The sequence below is a fragment of the Lachnoclostridium edouardi genome (genome assembly GCF_900240245.1).
In the GTDB taxonomy this organism is placed as follows: Bacteria; Bacillota; Clostridia; order Lachnospirales; family Lachnospiraceae; genus Lachnoclostridium_A; species Lachnoclostridium_A edouardi.
In genome coordinates this window covers 3,114,405-3,137,221 of the sequence record NZ_OESQ01000001.1, presented here as the reverse complement: position 1 = coordinate 3,137,221, position 22,817 = coordinate 3,114,405, and the positions used below count along the sequence as shown (strand labels likewise).

24 protein-coding genes are annotated in these 22,817 nt (G+C 39.8%); 4 read left to right on the top strand and 20 right to left on the bottom strand.

Annotation, left to right across the window (positions count from 1 at the left end; translation table 11 throughout):
* From C1A07_RS15070 to C1A07_RS15045, 6 genes are all read right to left on the bottom strand, one after another.
* Window positions 1-1,041 carry a transglutaminase-like domain-containing protein gene (locus tag C1A07_RS15070; RefSeq protein WP_101877829.1) on the bottom strand — a complete coding sequence of 347 codons (1,041 nt, stop codon included), beginning with the start codon at window positions 1,039-1,041 and terminating at the stop codon, window positions 1-3.
* Between the two features lie 133 nt (window positions 1,042-1,174).
* Window positions 1,175-1,957 (bottom strand): L,D-transpeptidase family protein, encoded by a 783-nt coding sequence (locus C1A07_RS15065; protein WP_101877828.1) that lies wholly within the window; start codon window positions 1,955-1,957, stop codon window positions 1,175-1,177.
* A gap of 96 nt (window positions 1,958-2,053) precedes the next feature.
* Window positions 2,054-2,581 (bottom strand): nitroreductase, encoded by a 528-nt coding sequence (locus C1A07_RS15060; RefSeq protein WP_101877827.1) that lies wholly within the window; start codon window positions 2,579-2,581, stop codon window positions 2,054-2,056.
* A gap of 91 nt (window positions 2,582-2,672) precedes the next feature.
* Window positions 2,673-4,022 carry an alpha/beta fold hydrolase gene (locus C1A07_RS15055; RefSeq protein ID WP_101877826.1) on the bottom strand — a complete coding sequence of 450 codons (1,350 nt, stop codon included), beginning with the start codon at window positions 4,020-4,022 and terminating at the stop codon, window positions 2,673-2,675.
* Window positions 4,023-4,258: 236 nt separating this feature from the next.
* Entirely contained in the window at window positions 4,259-5,173 is a 915-nt protein-coding gene (locus C1A07_RS15050; RefSeq protein ID WP_101877825.1) for a DUF4397 domain-containing protein, read from the bottom strand.
* A gap of 72 nt (window positions 5,174-5,245) precedes the next feature.
* Window positions 5,246-6,118, bottom strand: coding sequence for a LysR family transcriptional regulator (locus C1A07_RS15045; protein ID WP_101877824.1), 873 nt, complete (start codon window positions 6,116-6,118; stop codon window positions 5,246-5,248).
* Window positions 6,119-6,243: 125 nt separating this feature from the next.
* On the opposite strand from C1A07_RS15045, the gene C1A07_RS15040 reads away from it, so the two are divergent.
* The gene (locus C1A07_RS15040; protein WP_101877823.1) at window positions 6,244-6,810 is read left to right on the top strand and encodes a chromate transporter; all 567 of its coding nucleotides are present in this window, start codon (window positions 6,244-6,246) and stop codon (window positions 6,808-6,810) included.
* The gene (locus C1A07_RS15035) at window positions 6,810-7,385 is read left to right on the top strand and encodes a chromate transporter (RefSeq protein ID WP_101877822.1); all 576 of its coding nucleotides are present in this window, start codon (window positions 6,810-6,812) and stop codon (window positions 7,383-7,385) included. The genes C1A07_RS15040 and C1A07_RS15035 overlap by 1 nt, the downstream gene beginning before the upstream one ends.
* A gap of 224 nt (window positions 7,386-7,609) precedes the next feature.
* Here C1A07_RS15035 and rsgA read toward each other — a convergent pair whose 3' ends face one another.
* Both rsgA and C1A07_RS15025 read right to left on the bottom strand, forming a co-directional pair.
* Complete coding sequence (gene rsgA / locus C1A07_RS15030; protein ID WP_101877821.1) at window positions 7,610-8,671, bottom strand: ribosome small subunit-dependent GTPase A; 1,062 nt, start codon at window positions 8,669-8,671, stop codon at window positions 7,610-7,612.
* Entirely contained in the window at window positions 8,655-9,320 is a 666-nt protein-coding gene (locus C1A07_RS15025) for a TetR/AcrR family transcriptional regulator (RefSeq protein WP_101877820.1), read from the bottom strand. The genes rsgA and C1A07_RS15025 overlap by 17 nt, the downstream gene beginning before the upstream one ends.
* Window positions 9,321-9,667: 347 nt before the next feature.
* Between C1A07_RS15025 and trxA the strand changes: the two genes are divergently transcribed.
* Window positions 9,668-9,979 carry a thioredoxin gene (gene trxA, locus C1A07_RS15020; RefSeq protein WP_101877819.1) on the top strand — a complete coding sequence of 104 codons (312 nt, stop codon included), beginning with the start codon at window positions 9,668-9,670 and terminating at the stop codon, window positions 9,977-9,979.
* Between the two features lie 43 nt (window positions 9,980-10,022).
* Here the strand turns inward: trxA and C1A07_RS15015 are convergent, their stop codons facing one another.
* From C1A07_RS15015 to C1A07_RS14965, 11 genes are all read right to left on the bottom strand, one after another.
* Window positions 10,023-11,060, bottom strand: a complete 1,038-nt coding sequence (locus C1A07_RS15015; protein ID WP_101877818.1) for an alcohol dehydrogenase — start codon at window positions 11,058-11,060, stop codon at window positions 10,023-10,025.
* A gap of 239 nt (window positions 11,061-11,299) precedes the next feature.
* Complete coding sequence (locus C1A07_RS15010; RefSeq protein WP_145996066.1) at window positions 11,300-12,727, bottom strand: hypothetical protein; 1,428 nt, start codon at window positions 12,725-12,727, stop codon at window positions 11,300-11,302.
* The gene (locus C1A07_RS15005) at window positions 12,714-13,370 is read right to left on the bottom strand and encodes a zinc-ribbon domain-containing protein (RefSeq protein ID WP_101877816.1); all 657 of its coding nucleotides are present in this window, start codon (window positions 13,368-13,370) and stop codon (window positions 12,714-12,716) included. The genes C1A07_RS15010 and C1A07_RS15005 overlap by 14 nt, the downstream gene beginning before the upstream one ends.
* A gap of 49 nt (window positions 13,371-13,419) precedes the next feature.
* Entirely contained in the window at window positions 13,420-14,121 is a 702-nt protein-coding gene (locus tag C1A07_RS15000; protein ID WP_180952274.1) for a carboxypeptidase regulatory-like domain-containing protein, read from the bottom strand.
* Window positions 14,122-14,138: 17 nt separating this feature from the next.
* Window positions 14,139-15,641, bottom strand: a complete 1,503-nt coding sequence (locus tag C1A07_RS14995; RefSeq protein ID WP_180952273.1) for a carboxypeptidase-like regulatory domain-containing protein — start codon at window positions 15,639-15,641, stop codon at window positions 14,139-14,141.
* 47 nt (window positions 15,642-15,688) lie between these two features.
* On the bottom strand, window positions 15,689-16,420 hold the full coding sequence (locus C1A07_RS14990; RefSeq protein ID WP_101877813.1) for a hypothetical protein: 732 nt from the start codon (window positions 16,418-16,420) through the stop codon (window positions 15,689-15,691).
* A gap of 265 nt (window positions 16,421-16,685) precedes the next feature.
* Window positions 16,686-17,291: a recombinase family protein gene (locus tag C1A07_RS14985; protein WP_101877812.1), complete on the bottom strand. Its 606-nt coding sequence runs from the start codon at window positions 17,289-17,291 to the stop codon at window positions 16,686-16,688.
* 115 nt (window positions 17,292-17,406) lie between these two features.
* On the bottom strand, window positions 17,407-18,663 hold the full coding sequence (locus C1A07_RS14980) for a ferritin family protein (protein ID WP_101877811.1): 1,257 nt from the start codon (window positions 18,661-18,663) through the stop codon (window positions 17,407-17,409).
* 108 nt (window positions 18,664-18,771) lie between these two features.
* Complete coding sequence (locus C1A07_RS14975) at window positions 18,772-20,868, bottom strand: heavy metal translocating P-type ATPase (RefSeq protein WP_101877810.1); 2,097 nt, start codon at window positions 20,866-20,868, stop codon at window positions 18,772-18,774.
* Between the two features lie 87 nt (window positions 20,869-20,955).
* Window positions 20,956-21,249: a DUF6110 family protein gene (locus C1A07_RS14970; protein ID WP_101877809.1), complete on the bottom strand. Its 294-nt coding sequence runs from the start codon at window positions 21,247-21,249 to the stop codon at window positions 20,956-20,958.
* A gap of 264 nt (window positions 21,250-21,513) precedes the next feature.
* On the bottom strand, window positions 21,514-21,876 hold the full coding sequence (locus C1A07_RS14965; RefSeq protein ID WP_101877808.1) for a heavy-metal-associated domain-containing protein: 363 nt from the start codon (window positions 21,874-21,876) through the stop codon (window positions 21,514-21,516).
* Between the two features lie 179 nt (window positions 21,877-22,055).
* Between C1A07_RS14965 and C1A07_RS14960 the strand changes: the two genes are divergently transcribed.
* Entirely contained in the window at window positions 22,056-22,442 is a 387-nt protein-coding gene (locus tag C1A07_RS14960) for a metal-dependent transcriptional regulator (RefSeq protein WP_101877807.1), read from the top strand.
* Window positions 22,443-22,541: 99 nt separating this feature from the next.
* Here C1A07_RS14960 and C1A07_RS14955 read toward each other — a convergent pair whose 3' ends face one another.
* A complete protein-coding gene (locus tag C1A07_RS14955; protein WP_101877806.1) occupies window positions 22,542-22,754 on the bottom strand; it encodes a FeoA domain-containing protein in 213 nt (70 codons plus the stop codon).
* Window positions 22,755-22,817 lie beyond the last annotated feature (63 nt).

Here is a 22,817-nt window from a genome sequence, read left to right as displayed (position 1 = left end):
TCATGGCGTTGCAGGATAGGCGGCTACATCATAGTTGTGCACTCCCCAGGAGTTTCTCAGATGCCCGGTAGTAACAAGACACCATGTTCCTCCTGTTCTGCGGGGGGTAGCGTCAAAGTGATACCACGTTCCGTCTACATTCACCAGATTCCAAAAATGATCGCCGTCTGAGGCTCTTGTAACCCGCACATTCGGCATACCTGCCGCCTCTAAAAGATATTTGGACATAGCGTAATATTCAAAGCAGTTGCCGGAATGGCGGCGGAATCCATAAAGGGCTGCAGCCGCATCCCCGCTTTCCGGTCTGAGGCCGCCGTATGTATAACTGGTGTTTGCCCTGACGTACTGATAAATAGCAGAGGCCTTTTGCGGCTTGCTCATATTGTTGTTTGTAATAGAAGCAATAATACCGGCGGCCACAGCTTCTGCCTGAAGCTCCTCCTCTGTTTTTGCAGGAACAGGCACTGAGCCGTCCTCCCCCAGATCATATTGGATTCCGTCTACTGTAATGGTCTGGCTTGTCAGCATAGCTCCGTCCTCGCCAACCCGGTATCTTTTCCCGTTTGTGTCAATCCAGGCGTTTTCCATCATATAACCTTCGCCGTTAAAATAATACCAAACACCCCAGATTTCCTCCCAGGTATTCTGTACCCTGCTGCCGTCAAAATTTTGATAATACCAGCCCCTGTCATCTCTTCCCCAGCGGCTGATTCCCGGTCCATAATTCATCAGACTGTTATCTGCATTAGAAGCTTCCTGAGCTTTAGAAGTATCAATCCAAACTCCGTCTGTCCCAAACTGTTCTTCTTTCCCGTTTACAATGTAACTGCCTGTGACCATGATCCCATTTTCATCTAAATAGTACCATTTGCCGTCTGTTTCCAGCCATTCATTTTTAAGGTAAGAACCGTCGTCCCCCTTATATCTCCAGGTTACACTTCCCTGCTCCTCCTTTTCCCACTCTCCTGCTAATACAGGCATAGTCAAGCTTAAAGAAATTGCCGCAGCAAAAGTAAGAGCAAAAATTTTTTCTTTTCTCATATGTGTCCCCGCTTGCAATAAAACTTTTTATTTCCTGTCTCCTGACAATACTAACAATATTTAACTTTATTTAGAATTATAATGATTCTTTAAAGTATAGTCAACGATTAACTTAAAATTTAAAAACCAGTTTTTAGAAATCTCCATCCGGCGATAATCCATTGTTAGCGCCATAAGAGTCATATATGAAATCAAAGGTTCCGGCCGGAGCCTGGGCAATGTAGCAGCTGCCGTCTCCATATGTGCCGTACAGCCTCATAATCTCTATCATTTTTTCCTTTTCTATTGCCACGCAGCCTGAGGTCCAGGCCTTAAATTCGCCTTCACAGTGAAGAAATAAAGCCGACCCTTTTTTCTCCACGGCGTTTTTATTAAAGCCAGCGTCAATGACGTAATCATAGTATCCTGCATACCCAGCGCTGCCTACTCTCTCCCCTTCCTGAGAAAGATCCTGGCAAAGGCTGTTTGTTTGATCAGACCACACATAAGAAGTGTCTACTTGTATATAATTCTTTGGAAATCCCTCCAGGGCCGGTTTCTGGCCAAAGGGAGTATTCATTTGAAATACACCGATAGGCGTAGTTTTATCTCCCATAACTCTGTGGTTGCTCATGCCGTTTTGTCCCAGATATCCTTTTCCTGATAATCTGTTTTTCCAGCTGTCTCCCACTTTTTCATATGCATAAACATTGCACTCCGTGCCGGTTGTCCCCTCTACTACCACAAGCACCTTAGCTTCATTTGGAAGCTTAAATTTTTCCGCGTCAAAAGTAGCTTCCTGGAGCAGTGTGTCTAAAACCTGACTTTCATATGTCTCAGTCTGGCTTTGGTCTATCATATCTCCCGGCCCTGCCGGCAAAGCCGGAGATGCCGCAAAAAGAGCTGCCGCCGCGTAGACGCCGTAAATTGATCCCATAATTTATCCCCGCTTTTCTAAAGGTATAACACCAGAAAAAGGAACTTTGCAAAAAAACAGAAATTCTGTTTTCTGTAAAGCTCCTTTCCTCATTTACTATCTTACATATGTAACAAAATCTTCTTTTCTAGGAGCTGCCTTTGGAAGTTCGCCGTCTATATATCCCAGAATACAGTGGCCGATTCCCTCGTAATCACCTTCAATTCCCCACTCCCTCAGAAGAGACTTTCCATATTCAGTTTCAAACTCCTGTTTTGCTCTGTTGATCCAGCAGGAACCGATTCCCAAAGATGTAGCGGCCGTCATTAAATTTCCCATTACTAAGCTTCCGTCATAGAGATAGTTTGGGGAAGCCTTGTCCGCCAGCACTAAGATCACTGTAGGAGCGCCGAAAAATGCGTCCTTCATCTCCGGTCTGCCCAGAAATTCCTTATTCATGTCAGACAGTTTATTAAGAATCTCTCTGTTCTGAATAACTACCATACGGGTAGGCTGCATATTCTTGCCTGAAGCCGCATACTTTCCTGCCTCCAGGATTAAACTCAGTTCTTCCTCTTTAATCTGCTCTGGCTTAAACTTGCGGATACTTCTTCTCGCCAGTAAATTTTTGATTGTTTCATTCATAATTCTGTCCTCCTTATATTTATCATCTCTGTGATTATATAAACTTTAACTTTTTTTCATTATATAACCAGAAATAGAAAAAAACAAGTTTTTATTCCCTGGAGTCCCTGGTCTCATATGGCTCCCTTAACAGAGCCACCCATGTTTTCATAATTTTGGCCGTTATCCCCCAGATCACCCGGCCCTGGTAGTTATAAAAAAAGATTTCATACTTCCCGCTGCCCCACAGGTGATTTTTCCCCTGAGAAACCTGATCCCATGGAAAATCATTTTCCTCCGGCCTTGTATCCACTGCCGCCATATATCCCTTAGGCTCATGCTCCATAAACCAGGACAGAGGCACGTAAAATACCTCCTCCACCTCGTCCGGGGAAAATGTGTTATTATAATCCTTTAATTCCGCCAAAAAGGAATGGACCATTCTCCCTGCCGGCGTGGTTACAATATCGCCTGTACCTGTAATTTCAATCTGTTCTTCCCTTATTAAAAGCTCCTCCACAGTCTCCCTGGCAGCCGCCTCCAAAGGCGTCTCCAAATCTTTTATGGAGCCTCCCGGAAAACAAATATCTCCCGGCTGATCTTTTAAGCTTTTAGAGCGTACCTGAAACAGCACCTGCCACTCCCCGTCCTTTTGCACCATAGGAACTAATACGGCCGCCTCCCTGTACAAATATTTTTCCGTCCATTCCGGCTTGCGGCTTAGCATTTTCTGCCTCCAGCCTGGAATCTGCTCTGTCTGGCTTTTTTTCTTTCCTGAGCCCTCTAAAAACTTCAGTACGTAACGGTTAAATTTATCTGGATTTTCCTTTGCTATAAAATGAGTTCCCTCTACTATGCAAAGATACCCGTTAGGCAGATTGTCAAAGATTTTCTTTGTGTGGCTTTTCTTAATCATATCTCTGGTGCCTGCAATCACTAATACAGGAATCTGAATTCTCTTTAAATGCTCCGGCTTAATATGAGGTTCTTTTACCATCAGCTCTAACAGCTGCCTCTTGTCCTTAGTCGTCTCTTTATCCTTTCCCGTCAGGGTTTTTAAATATTCCTTAAAAATAGGAATGCTTGCATTTAGCTTCATTCCGGAAGGGTAAAGGTTGGCTCCGTTTAAAATAAGCCTGTCTACATATTCCGGATATTTTAAAGTAAAAATAAGGGCAATATTTCCTCCGTCGCTGAACCCTAATAAAATTATATGCTTCAGCTGCCTGCTGTCCAAAAATTGTTTTAAATCTTCTGCAAACTGTATTAAATTAAAAGGAGCCTGCCCTCTTTCTGTTTTTCCGTGTCCTCTTGTATCTACTGCAATTGTCCAGTATCTTTTGGAAAAGAACTTTATCTGGCTGTCAAAATAAGTGCTGTCCTCCCCATTTCCATGAAGAAATACCATGGGCTGTCCACAGCCCTTTTCTACAGCATACAGCTGAAATCCATTCTCTTTCATTATTAACCCCCTGTACTCTCTTCTAGTCACTGCTTATCTAGTTATATTTGTCCTGCTTATTATCATATCACTGTCTTTAAAAAAAGTCACTTTTTTCTATGCAGGAAAAACGGCGGTACAGTACAAGTAAAATACATGGACGATTAAAAAGCTGCGGCAGCCAGTCTTAAAAAGATCTGGCTTCTGCAGCTTTTTGCCTGTGTCAGGCAGTGAAAAATATAAATTTGTTATATTATTTATGATCTGTCTTCTACTACTAAGGTTCTGATAGCGTCCTGAGATGTGTTCCAGTTAAAGACATAAAGTGTGTATGCTGTATTTGGACGAATATATACGCTGGAGCTAACTAATGGCATTCCTCCCACAGAAGGATTGTTGGATACCTGAATTAAGTAAGAACCTGGGCTCAGGAATCTAAAGCCTGTAACCTCTCTGTAGGATACGCTTCTAAAGGTAACAAGGCCTCCGTTTAAGCTGGCATTAATATTCTGGTTTGTTACAGACAGGTTGCATACTCTGAAACAGCCTGTGTTATTATTGCTGTTACAGCTGTTATCAGTAATCTCCTGCAGGTCTAATCCACCTGGTCTGTTAATAATGGCTACAGTTAACGCGCCTCCGGAGCGGACAGTAATCTGCTTCTGAATATATACATATCCGTTCTGCCCTGTGACTGTAACAGTCTGCGAGCCTGCCGACACTCTTCCATACTGGCTGACCTCTGCATTATCCAGAGAATTTACTACCAGCTGGTTGTTAATATACACCAAAAATGGATTATATCCGGCTGCAGCATTGAGAAATCTCACTGTTCCATATTGGGTAGTATTGCAGAAAAAGCAAGGAATAATCGGTCTTGGGAAGGTAGTAATAATGGTTCCTAAAATTCCTCCCAGATTATTATTCCCGCTGTTTCCGCTGTTATTATTATTGTTATTGCTGCTGTTATTATTGTTATTAGGAAATGTAGGCAGCGGACCTCCCTCTCCCGGATTAGGAAGTGGAATCACTGGAAATGCATCCATATCTGGCTCTGGGGATACATCTGGTATGTTGGGGAAGTTAAAGTCAGGCAGCGGGCCGCCTTCCCCTGGGTTCGGCAGTGGAATGACAGGTACATCTGCATTCTTTATAAAGGATTGATCTTCCATATAAAACCTCTCTTTGAATAAATTATAGTACTATTTTATTCTCCCAAACTGGTTCAGTGCCTGACCCTTTTGTTAAAATCTAAGTTTTGCTAAAGAAAGAAAGGATTTTAGGGGATCAGACAAATGCTTTTCCCTGTGCCACAAGGCAATCATATTATTTTTTAAGTCCATTCCCGGAATCTCCACATGAATGAAACTGCCCTTTTTTAAATCCTCCTCCACCAGCATATCCGGCAAAATTGTAATTCCAAGCCCTGCTCTGGCCGCCGCTATTAAGGCGGAGGAATTCACGCTTGTCCAGGCGGGATAAGCTTTCAGGCCGGCTAAATATAGGGCGCTGTCTGTTACGTCCCTGACAGCGCTTCCAGGCTCCCTAAATAAAAGCCGTTCCCTGCACAATTCTTTTGGCGTTAATTGTTTCTTTTCCTTTAAATACTCCGGGCTGCAGACAGCTTTCATATGATAACTGCCTAAAATAATACTTTCAAAGGGACCAACAGGCATCGTGCCCTCTATTAGTGCCAGATCGGCGTTCCCCTCTTTTAACTCTTTCACAGCCGCCAGGGCGCTGACCACTTGTGTAATCACTGTAATATCAGGCCAAGATTCATAAAAGTCTTTTAAAATATCAGGCAGCTGAAAACAGGCGATTGTAATGCTGGATACAATTTTTATGGAAGCCTGACTTTCTAAATGCCCCAGCCTGGATTCTAATGATCTGCAGGCTGCCAAAATAGGAGCAATTTCCTCTAAAAGCTTTTCACCACTTCTTGTAATCTGTATTCTTTTCCCCAATCTGTCAAACAGCTTTGTCCCGGCCTCATTTTCTAAATCTCCCACTGCATGAGAAACAGCAGACTGAGTAATATAAAGCTTTTCCGCCGCCTTTCTGAAATTCCCCATATCTGCCACTGTCTGAAAGATTTCCAAGTTTCTTAACGTCATTTTCTCTCCTTAGGCTTATAATACATGAATAAAATTAATCAATATAATAAAATTATATCATTTTACACATCAGCCATCAAGAGCTATACTAATGAGGCACAAGTAAAAATGAAAGGATACAAACTATGCTTAGAAAAAAAATCGGCTTATATATATGGCTGTTTTCTGTTAATCTGTTTATCAGCGCCTTCACCTTCGGCGGCGGGTATGTAGTGGTGCCTATGATTAAAAAATATTTTGTCACCAGAAAAAAGCTTTTTACTGAGGATGAGTTAATGGATATGGCGGCTGTAGCACAATCTACTCCGGGCGCGATCGCCATTAATTTATCTGCATTAGCAGGATATAAAACCGCCGGTATTCCAGGCATTTTAATCAGCAGCTCCGCCGCAGTTCTCCCTCCTCTTATTATTTTGGGAATAATTTCCCAGTGGTACACAGTTTTTGCCGCAAATACAGTTGTCAATGGAATTTTAAAAGGTATGCAGGCAGGGGTTTCCGCCTTAATTGTAGACTTAATTGCAGATATGACGAAAGTAGTGCTGAGGGAAAAGTCTCTTTTACTTACAGCTATGATTCCCGCCGCCTTTTTAGGCAGCTTTTTCCTCCACATAAATGTAGCTGTAATTTTGATTGTATGCTGCTTACTTTGTCTTGGAAAAGTATATTTTGAAAAAAGGAGAGGTTTATAATGCATCAGATTTTACTGCTTCTGGCAGCTTTTTTTCATATTGGCCTGTTCAGCATAGGAGGAGGATATGCCATTATTCCTTTAATTCAGGAACAGGTAGTAGACAAATACGGCTGGGTTTCCCAGAAAATCTTTACTGATATTATCACCATCTCCCAGATGACTCCAGGGCCTTTGGCAGTAAATACCTCCACTTTTGTAGGCCTTCAAATTGCCGGTATTCCCGGCGCCCTGGCGGCCACCTTTGGCTGCGTAGTTTCCGGCGTCCTTCTGTCCGCTTTTATGTACCGATTTTTCTGCAGCCATATGGGCTCCGCCTCTGTTTTCCAGGTTTTAAAGGGGTTAAAGGCCGCCTCATTAGGACTGATTATTTCAGCGGCCGCTACTATTCTCCTGCTGACCTTTACAGGCTCCTCCCAGTGGAATCAAATTTCTTCCGCCGACTGGGCTGCCGTAGTCTTATTTTTAGTATCACTTGCAGCGCTGCGCCGGTATAAATGGAATCCTATTTTTATTATGATAATTACCGGGCTTATAGGATTAGTTATTTACGGTCTCTTCCCTTTTGGCACCTAAATGGCGCCAAATATTGATAAAGAATATAAAAGTACATATCATTTTTGGAGAAGTTAATTCCTGCAAAAAACTCGCCCAATTTTCAAAAGACTGCTCTATTAATATTTTTCCTTAACCTTTTCTCTGATATTCTGGCTGAATATAGAAAGGCACAAAGGCAGAGATACCTTTCCTGTTTACTGCCTTATCTATCAGCTGTGCCTTAGTGTACATGATATCTGCTTTTATTTTTTTATTGGTAATTTCTTAATCAGTTTTGAGATTTCCTTTTCTCGTCTTTCCTTTATGATTCGATAGCCTTCTTTATCGTCGGCATAGCTTGTTTCTGCTTTTAATTTTTGGTAGGACTGCCAACGCTCCATTTTTAACTGCCCATTCTCAATTGCTTCTTGAATAGCGCAGCCAGGCTCTTTGGAATGAGTACAATCTCGAAAACGGCATTTTTCTGCAATTTTATCAATATCTGAAAAAGTTTTATCAATTCCAATTTGTGAATCCCATATACCCAGTTCACGCATACCTGGTGTATCAATTACCATACCGCCAGAGGGAAGTAAAATCAGCTCCCGGTGTGTTGTGGTATGCCGTCCCCTGTCATCATTACGATGTCCATTGGTGCTTAAATGTTCTTCTCCCAACAAGCAGTTAATCAATGTAGATTTTCCCACACCTGAAGAACCAATAAAGGCAACTGTTTTCCCTTTGGAAAGAAAAGGGAAAAGCTTTTGATATCCAGATTGTTCAACAGAAGATATGACTACAATATCCACACCAATCGCTACGGAAGATACTTCTAAAATTTTCTCATCTAAAGTATCGCACAAATCAGATTTTGTCAGAACAACAACAGGAGTTGCACCGCTTTCCCATGCAATAGAAATATATCGTTCCAAACGGCGTAGATTGTAATCATTATTGAGAGACATACACAAGAATATGGTATCAATATTTGATGCTACTACCTGTTCCTGCTGTATATCTCCGGCCGCCTTACGAACAAAACAGCTCTTGCGCGGTAATACATGATGAATAATCGCATTGTCTCCAACCTCATTCCAATCTATCATAACAAAATCCCCTACTGCCGGAAAATCAGCAGAGGAACTTGAATTGTAGCGAAATCGACCAGAAACTTCCGCTAATTTCTCTCCTTTATCGGAAATAACACGATAGAATCTTTTTTCTTGCGAAAGAATACGTGCTGCCGCGAAATGTTCAAATTCCTGTGATAATATTCTAAATTGGTTTGAGAATCCATAATTTGCAATGTTAATAATTGGTTTCATTTTTGTTCCTTTCTATTTCTAAATACGATAAAAAAGAATATTTCTGCATAAATTGTTCTACATATGCCACATATAAATCAGCAATTATTTTTTTCTCATTCTGGTTTGATGTTGCATCGCATATACTTAACATGAGATAAAAAGGAGAATAAAATTCAACTGCCATATGTTTCGCTGCGTCCTCACAATATCCTCGGTATTTCAGCATCTCTCGGAATAAATCTTCAATAAATTCAAGCGGACCACTCCCCAATACTTTTTGATATAAAGCATTCATCTCTGCTGTTTTATACTGTTCTAAAGTCAACATTTTACGAAAATTACAAGCAATTTCATCTTTGCTCCAATAGTAAAATTGTGATATCATATATTTTTTCAAACTTTCTAAAGAAGTTCCGCCAAAGGAGTGCGGCATTTCAGAAAATTCTTTTTCAGGTATACCTGCATTTTGAGAGCGTTCTACATCTAACTGACAAACATACTTAAAAATACTCTCAAAAATATCTCTTTTATTTTTGTAATGCCTATATAAAGCACCTTTCGTAATTCCTAATTCCCCGGCAATCTGACTTACAGAAACTGCCTCATACCCATAGACTGCGAATAAACGCAACGCTGAAAATAAAATTTTCCGCTTTGTATCAGCCATTTTTTACCCCTCCTTTTGTAAACGGTAGTTTACCTATTTCAGTATAGTAAACCATCGTTTACTTGTCAAGTGCAATAGTTATTGTTGCAGTAATTGCCGGATTTTCCCCCACTCCTCACCGTGCGTGCGGCTTTTATCGCCCACGGGCTCCATCGGCTATGAATTAATTCTCTAATCGTAATATAAAAGCGTAAAACAAATGTGTATGATCTTATTTGTAATGATAAAATAGTGCTCATAACAATAAAAAATTATAATAATGTGACCAGGTCACAGATTAATACAGATTAATATGATATCATCTTATCAGAAACAAAAAATAATATTAAAAATAAGGAGGATTCGTTATGAGTATTATAACTATAACAGAAGAAAATTTTGATCAGGAAGTACTTCAGTCAGAGAAACCTGTTTTGGTGGATTTCTGGGCTAGCTGGTGCGGTCCCTGCAGAATGTTATCACCTGTTGTGGACAGAGTTGCTGACAACCAGTCTGAAGTTAAAGTAGGAAAAATCAATGTAGATGAACAGCCGGATCTGGCTCAGCAGTTTAGAGTTATGACAATCCCTACTTTAATACTTTTCAAAAATGGTCAGCCTGTAAAGCAGTCCGTGGGAGTTCAGACTGAAGCAGCAATTATGAATATAATAAAAAACTAATTTTAGAAGGACATCTTGGAAATGGGAGGCAGACTTTTTAGTATTAATTTTGTACTGCCACCCATTTTACACAGTTGTCCTTTTTATTTTGAAAAATCTCATATCCTTCCATAATGTTTTCCAGTGTGCCTCTGTGGGTAATAAGAAAATCTGTGCGCAGTTTTCCTCTGGCAATTAAGTCTAAAAGTAAGGTACATTTTGAGGCGTCTACTCCGCCGGTTTTAAAAATCAGATTTTTTCCATACATAGACGGTAAAGGCAGCACCTGATTTTCCTCGTACATAGCTGCAATAGATAAGATTCCGTTAGGTCTTGCCAATTTCCAGGCCATCTGAAAGGTATCCTTCCCCCCGGCGGCCTCTATAACCACATCTGCGCCGCGGCCGTCTGAAAGTTGCTTCACTGCCTCTATTTCATCCTCTGTATTTGGGTTTACAGCAACATCTGCCAGCCCCTCTTTTATTGCCAAACTGCGGCGAAACTCATCCTGTTCTATAATAAGTACCTTCTCAGCGCCCATATATTTTGCACATTCTCCGCATAAAAGTCCTACAGGTCCTGCTCCTATAACAGCTACTACATCCCCGTTTTTAATTTCCCCCAGCTGAGCCGCCCAATAAGCGCTGGACAAAATATCCCCTGTAAATAAAGCCTGTTCTTCACTGACTCCCTCAGGAATCGGATATAAACCAGTATCCCCATATGGAACTCTTACATATTCGGCCTGGCAGCCGTCAATTCTGCAGCCTAATTCCCAACCGCCGTGAAGACAGTTATTTACATAGCCTCTTTTACAAAACCAGCATTCTCCGCAGAAGGTTTCACAGTTTGCCGCTACCCGGTCTCCAGGCTTCAGATTTCTTATCTGGCTGCCGGTTTCAACCACCTGTCCGGCAAATTCATGTCCTAATACAATTCCCGGCACTGCTCTGGGAACCGCCCCGTTAATAATATGCAGATCACTGGTACAGATTGTAGATCTGGTCACCTTCACAATTACATCCCTTGGATCTATAATCACTGGCTTAGGCCTTTCCTCCAGTTTGACAATACCCTTTCCATAATAAACTACTGCTTTCATCTGCTTCCTCCTACTTACCGTAAAAAAACCACCCCAAACTTGACTGGTTTGATAGTGGTTTTTCTACTTTTCTTAACAGGTTAACCCACCTTGTGGGCAGTCGTTCTTTTTATATCTAAACTATAGCATTTATCCTTTTTGTATGCAAGAATTATTTCTTCACTCTAATTTATTTGCGCACTTTCTACAGTAATAGATTCAATGTAAGTTTTTATGAAAATTCTATTTTTTGAAATATCTCACCAGACATTGGCATAGTACTGCTCTTCCCTGTCTTCCTCTTCATAAACTATGATTAAGGCATTTACATCATCATCAATTTTTCTTGACTCTCCTTTATTATATAAATAAAGCGTACCAGTATAATAGTTATAGCTGTAGTCATACAGATATAAAATATCTCCATCTTTGGTAATAGTATAATTATATACATCATCAGCAATTTTTGTTTTAGCGCCATCTTTAAACATTTTTAATGTGCCGCCGCCTTTTTCATTATTCCAATCAGTATAATACAGTATAACCTCATCTATGTATAAAGCTCTATCCCAGGAAACATCATAGTCAACTTCTTCCTTATCAATATACAAATCTCCTTTATTATTACTTCCATTTTTAAAATAGATCAGTTTATTATCTTTAAAGTATATAACAGCGTTCAGGACATCACTATCATACAATTCCGGATCAGAGGCCTGATTCTCAGTAATCGTAATCTTATACAGATCTCCATATTCAATGTCTCCGTCCTCATTTTCATCCTTAAAAATATCATCTAAAAAGTATATTGCGCTTCCGTCGGCAGCCACTTTAAATATTTGGCCTTCTGTCTGGTCAATAATAGACAGGACTGAATCTATTACAATATACTTTTCAGAGGATGAATAAAAGGCAGCATTAACCATGCTTTCTATTTCATAAGAGCTACTGATTTCAGACAGTTTCACCTTCTGGACTTCAGATTGATTATAAATATCAACAAGCATTAAAGGCTTATCTGCTGCACAGGTAGCACTATATCCGTCAACTAATGCATCAGTGACAACGGTTTCCTCAGTACCGTTAAAATAATAAAGTGTGTATTTTGTACTTTCCACTGTAGCATTCTGAAGGTCCTCTCTAAGGCTATCTCTATTAAGTTTTGCTCTATAAGCCTCATAAGCAGAGTTATAGTCTGCGCGTATCTGATCACAGGCAGCTTTGTATACCTCATAATCATTTTTATACTGCGTCTTTGCAGCCTCATACTCCTCATCTGTGCCGTAGTCCCTCCAATAAGGATAATCAGGAGAATCAGGATATTCAGGAAATTCAGGCTTAGTTAAATTCGCATCAGCTTCTGCCATATCATCATCTACATAGTCTATTAAATTGATTTCCGAAGCCTCTTCCTTAGTATAATAAATTTCACCTGAATCATAGATTTTTATAACATTGGATATATCGGATGTAATTTTTTCCTTATCCTCACTGTCAGCGCTCTTTTTGTACAGGGAATCGTCTTTTATAAAGTATATAGTAGACAGGTCTTTAGAAACATGCTCTATACTGCTTATATCACTTGCAACCTTTACTTTATCCCCGCCTTTTGTCCACAAATAAAAACTATTTTCATCAGTAAGATAACCAACCGTCTTACAATCATCTGCAGTTTTAAAGCCTACCACACCGCTTGCAATCATCTGCAGTTTTAAAGCCTACCACACCGCTTGCAATTTTCTCTTTCTCTGTCAGGTCGTGCAAATAAAGATTTCCCTCTGAACCTTTTATATATATCACTTGATTCCCAGCTTCATTAATACTATATATAATAATATTTGAATCAATCTTAGAAGGTTCTTTTTCTGGCTTATTAATATCTCGATAATACAAAGAAATCCCGCTTCCAAAGCTGTCCAGTTTGTCAGGATAAAAAAGACGTTTGCCGTCGCTGCTGAACGCAAATTCACGTCCCAAGAAAAGGCTGGCAGCTGATGGATTATAATCATATATTTCCTCCCCGCTTAAAAGACGAGAGGTGATTTCTATTGCATGTTTGTCAGAAAAATCAGTATAGTAAATCTCCCTATCTTTCATATATAATCCATAGTTTTTTTCCCCTTTACTGCCAACAGACAAAAAAGTAATTAAAATAACTGCCAAAACGCCAATAGCGAAAATACCGCCAAACAAAATTATTTTCTTAGGTACAATAGGAAGTTTACCAGACTTTACAGACATTTCTGCCTTTTCCCCAATTTCTGCTCCACATTTTTGACAAAATTTAAATTCTGCACTAGTTTGTTCCCCGCAATTAGGACATATTTTCATTTCCATTCCTCCTTAAATATTTATTTCATGTAATATCCTTTCATTCTTCTTATGCAGCCGGCCTTGTATTAGACAACGTATTAATGGGCGTTATTACACCTGAAGTATCAATTTGAAATACAGTCCAATAGGTTCCCACCTGGTCAATAGGAACATAATACTCAGCTTCCTGATTACTCCCAATAAACACTTTCACAGCTGCATTTGAAAAACTTAAATCTGCAGAATTAGACGAGCTGCGATCGGAATAGTTATGAACAGCATAAATATATTCCCCATAAATATTTTCTACTATAGTAATCGTTTCTGGACCATAGCTTGTAGTATCATCTACATCTAGGTTTGCCATTTCGATTCCTTCATAGTTGTACTTTTTATCCCGATAATATACATGGAATTCGCTGCCCTCCGGCGTCCGTCCCATTAAATGAGAATCTAAATCTGCAGGCGCAGCGCCCCAAGTTAAAACTATCCGAATCTGGTTGTCTGCCAATACTGGCGTAATAGTGAAATCAAAATCTGTTTTATAGTTTTCACTTAAAACAATAATATTAGAATAACTAGTAACATAACCTTCCATAGTTGCCTCTACTGTATAATAGCCAACAGGAACATCAGATATTAAATAATGCCCTGAGGAATCTGTGATTATCTCAAGATTTTCTGCATATTCGCCAGCTATATTATTCCATCCATCCCGCAGTTTCAAAACAGCGCCGCCGATTCCCTGTCCGTTCAATGCATTCGTCACCATCCCTCCGGCAGAACCTAAGCCAATTGGCTATTATCCATCAATAAAATATGCTCTGTATATTTAATCTCCTCTGCCTTAACCTTTTGATTTGAAGTCAATGTACGATAGCCATCTGCGCTGATCACAAGCTGGTAGCTGCCTTCCTCAACATTAAAAGCGAATTGTCCTGTTTCGTCAGTTGTCTGAGTACTGATAGGCGCAGCTTTGTTTGCTTCTGTATATAATTCTACCAAAGCTCCTTCCAGTGTTCCCATAGACAAATGATCTGTATATGCAGAAACTTTTCCTTCCAACATGCTTCCGGAAATAAGAACCTGGAAAACAGCGCTGTACGCTTTTCCGTCTGTATGAAGATAAGTTGCAGTTACATAACAGCTGCCAGAAGATGCGGCCTCTGGTAAATATAAATTTCCTTCTTTTGCCCTGAGCTGCACTCCTTCATTTGTTACAAGTTTCAAATCGTCAGGTAAAATTTTTTCTGTTCCGTTAATTCCGCTTTTCACATCATAATACTCAAATAGAATATCCGGCAGCTTTGCAATGTGATTAACAGCATGAACACTTGTCCCATTTACTTCTATACCTGTAGCTATTTTGGCATTGCCCAGGGTCCAGTCTTCCATAGGGTATTTCTTTTCCCCTAATTTATAACTAAATTCAAATTGTCTAATAAGAATATTCAAATAAGCATTAACATTTGCGCTAAAATAAACACCAGGTTCAAAATAGCTATATATAAATCTGTTATCATCAGCTTGACCTGTATCCAATATAGGAATTGTCACATAAATATCTGCATATAAACCTATTTGCGGATCAACATTAATATTAGCTACTTTGTCATTAATCAAGGTAGCCTTAATAATTAGCTTAATCCCCGCCTTGGCACTTGCTTTTCCACGCAGAGAAAGGGAAATATTTTCATCTCTGCGGTAGGTATTAGAATAAGGCTTAAACCCTCCGTTTATAAAACAGACTCCTACTGTATAAACCGTTGTACTTTCCTGTCCAATATTAATATTTGCCGCCATTTCAAATTCGGCAAATAGATTTACTTCAGCATTAAAGTATAAACCGGGAACAGAGGGAATAGGCAGCCTCCAGTCAAATATTTTAATTTCTCCCCCTGCAGTATCTGCAGCAATTTGATTCAACTTGTCCGTAATCTTTTTAATATTATTTTCATATTGTTTCTGTATATAATAATCATCATAACTGGCGTATTCATTTTTATTTGAAAACAGATCTTCTAAACCAGACTCCCATTCTTTCCTTTTTAAAACATGAGTAATATCTACCTTCCAGGTAAAACCGGAAGTAACAGTTCCGGAAATATCCCAGTTGGTAATTCCCTGAATATTAGTTTGCGCTTTTAAACCAAGAATACTATTCAGAGTAACAGATACCCTGTGATCTTTTAATTCACTGATACCAAATAAACCTTTTTCATTAGGTTCTAATGTGATTTTTATTTCAATTTCAAGAGTATTATCTTCCGTGTTTGGCGTAATTGACACCTCAAATTCTCCATCCTTATGTGGATCAGCAGCATATGCAGTCATTATTAAAGAAGAATAAAAATCACTTTTTTTAACATTCTCAACAATCTTAACCTCCAGATCTGATTAGAAGCTATATTGTTAACATCAAATTCATATTCCCCATAAACCTCCAGCTGAGAATAAATTTCATCAATCGCCGGTGTTACAACAGCCGCCGTTTTGTCATCCAGAATTTCTTCAATTTTATATACAACATATTCATTATTGTTATTTAATCCAAATACAATTTTGCCAGTCTGAATCCTATTGTCCTCAATTAAAATCCTATTCTCAGATACTTCCAGAACGTTTTCTGTAAACTCATATTTTTCTACAGCTTCACGCTCAATACAGAATACTAAACTTCTGGCCTTTTTAAGATTTTCATCAGTAAATGTTATACCTGCGCCAAGGGTTAGCGTATAGCGCTCCCCTGCAGTATAGCCATCTGAAGGCGGAATAATATTATAATTATTTTTTGTTGCTCTTTCATACTTTGAGGCCACAGTATTTCCTGCAGAATCCACTATAGCATAATCTACTGATTGATCGGCATTTCCGGTGAAAATACGAAATTCAATATTAGCAGGCACTTTTTGAAGATAATAACAGTCTGACTGCTGATCAAAAATAGTCAGGTATTCCTTATTGAAATTATATGTACCATGGTTAAACAGTCTATCACCGCCTATAAAAGCTCCTATAAATAACATAAAAATAAGGAGAACAGCTATGATTATTTTTAATATCTTCACAAGCAATGCTCCCCCTTTGTGTTATAATAGTGCTATTCCAATAGTTCTTTCCCTATGAATATTCACTGACGGCACCTGTAATCTTTGTCATAAGGTAAACTTTTTGACAAGCTTTTACTTCTACAAATTTCCAGCAAATATATGCCAAAATATGATGGGAATTTGTAATATTTCTCCGAAAAGTGTTGAATTTAGTCATGTATGATGGTATAATTTTACAGAGATATTTCTGTAAATAGCTATCAAAAAGTTTACCTTTTGATAGCTAGTATTTTTTTTGAATTCTATGTTCCCGCAGACGGCGATAAAATGTTGCTTCACTCATACTGCACTGTTTTAACACCTCTGACAAAGGAATTTTCTTTTTTTCCCATTCTATTACCAACTTGGCAAAATTTTCAGGTATCTGCTTTTCAGGCCTACCAAATTTTACTCCTCTTGCTTTTGCTGCTGCAATACCTTCTTCCTGCCGTTTGCATATATTTTCCCGTTCACTTTGAGCCACAAAGGATAAGATTTGTAAAACCAGATCAGCAATAAAGGTTCCCATTAAATCTCTGCACTGCCGTGTGTCAAGTAAAGGCATATTAATTACACAGATATCAATCCCCTTTTCTTTAGTCAATACCCGCCATTGGTTTTGAATTTCTTCATAATTACGTCCTAGCCGGTCAATGCTAAGAATATAAAGCAAATCTCCTAATTTTACTTTTCTCATTAGTTTCCTGTACTGTGGACGGTCAAAGTCTTTCCCAGACTGTTTGTCCATAAATATATTATTCTTTTCAACTGCCTTTTCCCACAAAGCAATAAGTTGACGCTGTTCATTTTGGTCAGTGCTGGATACACGCACATACCCATAAATTGTCATATTTTTTCTAATAGGGAAAAGACTTACCCATATTAAATATATGAATAAGCCCTCTAATTACAAAAAAGGAACACGTAAACCAGTGTTCCTTTTATCTATTATTTTACAATATTTTTTAATCTTTAAATTCCTTAAATTGTCTAGCCGGGCCTCCGCATACAGGACAGCGCTCCTTCACCCCATCTCCTGTCATCAGGTATCCGCAGATTGGACATACATACACAGAATCTATCTGAAAGCTTTCCATGTCCCCGGCTTCTTTCAGCAGTCTGGCATGAACCTTCTCGGCAGCCAGAGCGCCTTCATAAGCCTGGCGTGTAAGAGGCGCATTCTCTCCTTTGGCATAATCTGCCATTGTTTTATAAATGTGCTCATACTCAAAAACCTCGCCGGGAATAAAGGTTTCCACAGATTCAGAGAAAGCTGCCGGGCGCTCCATAACAGAGTAAAAATTTCTGGCATGGCGATATTCTGAATCTGCTAAAGCCTCAAACAGATTGGCGATTTTGTCCATCCCTCTTCTTCTGGCTCTGTCGGCGAACATTAAATATTTTAAATGGGCCATCAGCTCTCCCTTTACCGTTTCCTCCAGACGTTCTTTGATCACCGGATTTTTTCTTTCACCGGCATAGCAGGCCTCCGGAATATCTGTAAACTGATAGCAAAGCTTTTCCCCCTCCATGAAAAAATGTATCATGTGGTGGTTTACATCACAAGCCCTGATACTTTCAGAAACGTCCTCTATCATGGCTCCGCCTCCTCCTGTGCAGATGAAGGGAATTCCGTCCACCTGATCTACAAAGCAGGAGTGAACGTGACCGCAAAGTAAATATGCTACTTTTTCCTTCCAGGGACCGTAACTGGCCTGAAGCTTTGAAAACTCCTCTTCAGATACTGCGTTTTGAATAAAATGGTTAGGCACTGGAATGTGAAAGGCCAGCACAGCCTGACGCACCTCTTCTAAGGCCAGCACCTTTTTTACCAGCAAAAGGCCTTCCTCCTCAAAACAGCGCATAGCATTGTCCAACACTACAATGGCAAAACCGTTACATATTAACGCATAATTTTGTCTGCCAAAATACTTCTGATATTCTCCTGTGTCGTGATTGCCTCTAAGTACATATACGTCATTCTTTCCAATAGTTTCTGTAATTCCGCAGATGGTTTCATAATAAGCCTTTGTACCTGTAGGCACCAAGTCTCCCACTATTAAAGTCATGTCTGCCTGTCCGCTTTCTTCCAAGGCGCCTGCATAAACCTTCATATTATAGGTTCCCAATCCTTCACAGCCAGGGTTCCCGATCACTCCAAAGGAACGTACATGGGGTAAATATTTAATTGCTTCCTCTACTCTTTGTATTCTATTTTTCATAGTATTTTCCTCTCAGTCATATAGTTCTTACAGTATCTTTTGATTTATTATAATTTTGACTTAGATATAGAATATACGGTATTTTCTAAGGAAGCAACCTTTTTTTCCCTAGACGGCCTGATTCTCTTTTTCCTCCAGCATATTTGTCATACTTTTTAAGCTGACTGCCAAGGTGGAGGTATTGTGGAGAAGCGCTGATGTGGCTGGAGCAATTACTCCTCCAACGCCTAACAGTATCAGTCCCAGGTTAAAGCTGATTACAAATCTGTAATTTCTGTGAATTCTTCTCATCAGCCTGTCGCACAGCTGTTTTAAAACTACCAGCTGATACAGCTCGTCCTGAGAAACTGTAATGTCTGCGATTTCTCTGGCAATCTCCGCTCCCTCGCTAATTGCAATTCCTACATCTGCAGCTGAAAGAGCCGGGGAATCATTAATTCCGTCCCCAACCATAATTACGCGGCGTCCCTGTTTCTTTTCCTCCTCTACAAACTTCGCTTTGTCCTCTGGAAGAACCTCTGAATAGTATTGATCTACTCCTACCTTCTCTGCAATCGCCTTGGCTGTTCTGTCGCTGTCTCCTGTCATCATTACAATTTTTCCAATTCCCAGACTGTGAAGACTTTTAATTACCTCTGCAGCCTCCTCCTTTAACGGGTCCTCAATACAGATTACAGCTGCCAATTCTCCTCCTATAGCCATATACAAATGGGAATATTCTGAGGGAAGCTGATCAAATATCTGTTTTTTCTCTTCTGGAACTGTACATTTTTCATCTTCAAACACAAAATGCTGGCTGCCGATAATTACCCTTTCTTCTCCTACATAAGTAGCAATTCCGTGGGCAACAATATAATCTACCTTAGAATGCATTTCTTCATGGGTCAGCTTTCTCTTTACAGCTTCGCTTACTACAGCCTTAGCCATTGAGTGAGGGAAATGCTCCTCCAAACATGCGGCGATTCGCAGCAGTTCATTTTGGCTCATATGGTTAAACGGCACAATATCAGCCACTACTGGTTTGGCCTTAGTCAGCGTACCTGTTTTATCAAATACAATAGTATCTGCCTGGGCTACAGCCTCCATAAACTTTCCGCCTTTTACAGTGATGTGATGGCTGCTTGCCTCCCGCATAGCAGAAAGTACGGAAAGAGGCATAGCCAGCTTTAATGCGCAGGAAAAGTCAACCATTAAAATGGACAAGGCCTTTGTCACATTTCTTGTAAGCAGCCAGGTAAGAGCAGTTCCTCCCAGGCTCCAGGGCACCAGGGCATCCGCCAAAGTAGCTGCCTTCCCCTCTACAGATGATTTCAGCTTTTCTGAATCCTCTATCATATTTACAATTCTTTCAAATCTGGTGTCACCGGCTGTCTTTTTCACACATAAAGTAATTTCGCCTTCTTCAACAGCTGTTCCCGCATACACGTACATATCCTTTTCTTTCTTTACAGGAAGAGATTCCCCTGTCATTGAGGCCTGGTTAATCATAGCCTCCCCTGACACGACGACTCCGTCTAATGGAATCACATTTCCCATATGTACTGTAATCAGATCTCCCTCCTGTATCTGAGATACAGGAGTCAGCACCTCTGTTCCGTCTATGTTCTGCCATACCTTTTTTACATTCAGGGACATACTTCTGGCCAGATCTCCTACAGACTTTTTGTGAGTCCATTCCTCTAACAGTTCCCCTATTCCCAGCAGAAACATAACAGAACCGGCTGTATTAAAGTCCATTCTGAAAATAGATACAGAAATTGCCGTAGCGTCCAGCACCTCCACTTCCAGCCTGCCTTTTATTAAACACCGCAGACCTTTCACAATATACCGCAGAGCATGGACTGTGGTATATACAGCCCGCAATGGCGCCGGCAGAAGAGACCTAGTAAACGCCCTCACCATTACCTTCTGTATTAATTTTTCTTTATATTCCTGGTTCAGCTGTCTGCCGCTGTTTTTGGGAACCAGCTCTGATAAGCCAGAGCGATTGTAGGAAAATCTCTGAATTTCCTCTATCAGATTTTCTCTTGAACCGGAGAAAACAATGGCTGCATCCCCTGTTCTCTCATACACCTTTACAGAAGTAACTCCTGCTAAAGACATTACATAATACTGGAAAAGATCTGCCTGCCTTACTGTCATTTGATTCTGACAAAGGTGAAGGCGGATTCTTCCTTTCATTTCATGTTTAATTATAAATTTCATATGGAAACTCCTATCATTCAGAAACAGATTTATATTATATGTATTTAAAAAGATACCGCCTGAGGATAATTCCCCAAGCGGCCCTGATTATTCTTCTGTTTCAGACTGACAGCACTGATCTTCTTCTAAGGACTGATCCTCAAATACTTCCTGACATCTCTGGCTGTTAATTCCCTTTGCCTCAGCCAAAATGTCCTCTGCATTTTCCTGAATATTAGTAGCTGTAGTCATAACGCAGTCTTTTGCTCTTAACCCTGCTGCTAGGCAGTTAATATAAAATTTCTTTGCGTCCTTACTTGCCAGCACCTTAATACCTGCTGTCCCAAATAAAACTCCTCCTGCAAAAATACCAAGTCTTTTTAATTTAAAAATATCCATCATGTCTTTTTCCTCCTAATTATGTACTCTATTTGTGCTTATAACCTGTATACAGCGTCATAGCCAGACAGAAAATCATAGCCCAGGCCCAAAATCTATGCTTCTTCATTTGTATCACTCCTTTAGAAAGCTCCCTGTCTATTGCCAGGTACAAGTTTACACCAACTTTACTTATTGCTCCTTTATACTAGCTCTCTAACCCTAAGTTAGTCAATTGCAACAATTTTAGATGATAAAATTTTATCATTAACTGACAATTTTCTGTTTTTATAGAATTTTATACACAGTATATCCGGCTTCCTTAACTGTATCTTTTAACATCTGGTCTTCTTTCATTTCCTTCATATACACCTTGGCTTCTCCCTGAGCCAAATCCACCTGAGCCCAAACTCCGTCTAAACTGTTCAGACTGTTTTCCACCCTGTTTACACAGTTTCCGCAAGACATTCCGTCAATCTTTAAAACCTTGCAAAACGGATAATGAGACAAATCCCTGTCTGTTACCTTTACCTTTTTTACCTGCTTTGCGCCAGAACCTCCGCAGCATCCGGAAGTTAACCGCTTGGTATAGCTTTTCACTCCCACAATACCTATCAGCACTAAAATAATACAAATAATCGCCGTTGACATTCTAACTCCTCCTTATTATACAACTATCTTCTTGTTTCAGGTTAGCACTGGCTAACTAAAAAGTCAACCATATTTTTATATCGTCAAAATTGAAAACAATTTCTCATTTTCCAATCATAAATTGATATTTTTCCATAATTATGATAGACTAACTATAAATTCGGGAAGGAGGAATCCTATTGAAAATACAGGAATCTGCAGAAAATTACCTGGAAACTATTTTAATGATAAGCCGCAGGAAACCTTATGTCCGCTCTATTGATATTGCCGTGGAATTGTCTTTTTCCAAGCCCAGCGTCAGCGTGGCTATGAAAAATCTCAGGGAAAACGGATATATACATATGGATTCTGAAGGCCATATTTTTCTCACTGACATAGGTAAAAAAATCGCTGAAACCATGTACGAGCGTCATTCTATGCTGTCCCAGTGGCTGATTTATCTGGGAGTTGACGAGAAAACTGCTGTAGAAGACGCCTGCCGTATTGAGCACGTAGTCAGCGCTGAAAGCTTTCAGGCAATTAAAGATCATATTACCAGGGGAAACGAGCTGCCGGAAAAAAGCTGACTATATAAAAAGTGTGCGCTCCAGTTTCCAATGAAGTCAAAAAATCGGGAAGCCGCCGCCTTTGCGGTGCTGATCCCGATTTTTCTATCTTTATGTTTTTTAAACCTTTATTCTTTCAGCAATCTCTCTTCCAATGGCCAGGCGCACGTCCTGAAATCCAATAATTACGCTGTCCATTCTCTGCTGTATAATCTGAATGGTGCTCCCCTCTGAAATGTGGTATCCTTTTATAAAGTCCACTACCTGCTGATTTCCCATCATCCACTTAATAGTACAAATATCCCCACTTTTTACACTTGCCAATGATTCCATAAAAACCCCTCCTGCTGTGTATATTAATCATATAGTACCTATTATACCCAGAGTTAGTCAATA

Coding starts and splice junctions, on each gene's coding strand:
- C1A07_RS15070 (WP_101877829.1), bottom strand. CDS start 1,041: ATGAGAAAAGAAAAAATTTTTGCTCTTACTTTTGCTGCGGCAATTTCT.
- C1A07_RS15065 (WP_101877828.1), bottom strand. CDS start 1,957: ATGGGATCAATTTACGGCGTCTACGCGGCGGCAGCTCTTTTTGCGGCA.
- C1A07_RS15060 (WP_101877827.1), bottom strand. CDS start 2,581: ATGAATGAAACAATCAAAAATTTACTGGCGAGAAGAAGTATCCGCAAG.
- C1A07_RS15055 (WP_101877826.1), bottom strand. CDS start 4,022: ATGAAAGAGAATGGATTTCAGCTGTATGCTGTAGAAAAGGGCTGTGGA.
- C1A07_RS15050 (WP_101877825.1), bottom strand. CDS start 5,173: ATGGAAGATCAATCCTTTATAAAGAATGCAGATGTACCTGTCATTCCA.
- C1A07_RS15045 (WP_101877824.1), bottom strand. CDS start 6,118: ATGACGTTAAGAAACTTGGAAATCTTTCAGACAGTGGCAGATATGGGG.
- C1A07_RS15040 (WP_101877823.1), top strand. CDS start 6,244: ATGCTTAGAAAAAAAATCGGCTTATATATATGGCTGTTTTCTGTTAAT.
- C1A07_RS15035 (WP_101877822.1), top strand. CDS start 6,810: ATGCATCAGATTTTACTGCTTCTGGCAGCTTTTTTTCATATTGGCCTG.
- rsgA (WP_101877821.1), bottom strand. CDS start 8,671: ATGAAACCAATTATTAACATTGCAAATTATGGATTCTCAAACCAATTT.
- C1A07_RS15025 (WP_101877820.1), bottom strand. CDS start 9,320: ATGGCTGATACAAAGCGGAAAATTTTATTTTCAGCGTTGCGTTTATTC.
- trxA (WP_101877819.1), top strand. CDS start 9,668: ATGAGTATTATAACTATAACAGAAGAAAATTTTGATCAGGAAGTACTT.
- C1A07_RS15015 (WP_101877818.1), bottom strand. CDS start 11,060: ATGAAAGCAGTAGTTTATTATGGAAAGGGTATTGTCAAACTGGAGGAA.
- C1A07_RS15005 (WP_101877816.1), bottom strand. CDS start 13,370: ATGAAAATATGTCCTAATTGCGGGGAACAAACTAGTGCAGAATTTAAA.
- C1A07_RS14985 (WP_101877812.1), bottom strand. CDS start 17,291: ATGACAATTTATGGGTATGTGCGTGTATCCAGCACTGACCAAAATGAA.
- C1A07_RS14980 (WP_101877811.1), bottom strand. CDS start 18,663: ATGAAAAATAGAATACAAAGAGTAGAGGAAGCAATTAAATATTTACCC.
- C1A07_RS14975 (WP_101877810.1), bottom strand. CDS start 20,868: ATGAAATTTATAATTAAACATGAAATGAAAGGAAGAATCCGCCTTCAC.
- C1A07_RS14970 (WP_101877809.1), bottom strand. CDS start 21,249: ATGATGGATATTTTTAAATTAAAAAGACTTGGTATTTTTGCAGGAGGA.
- C1A07_RS14965 (WP_101877808.1), bottom strand. CDS start 21,876: ATGTCAACGGCGATTATTTGTATTATTTTAGTGCTGATAGGTATTGTG.
- C1A07_RS14955 (WP_101877806.1), bottom strand. CDS start 22,754: ATGGAATCATTGGCAAGTGTAAAAAGTGGGGATATTTGTACTATTAAG.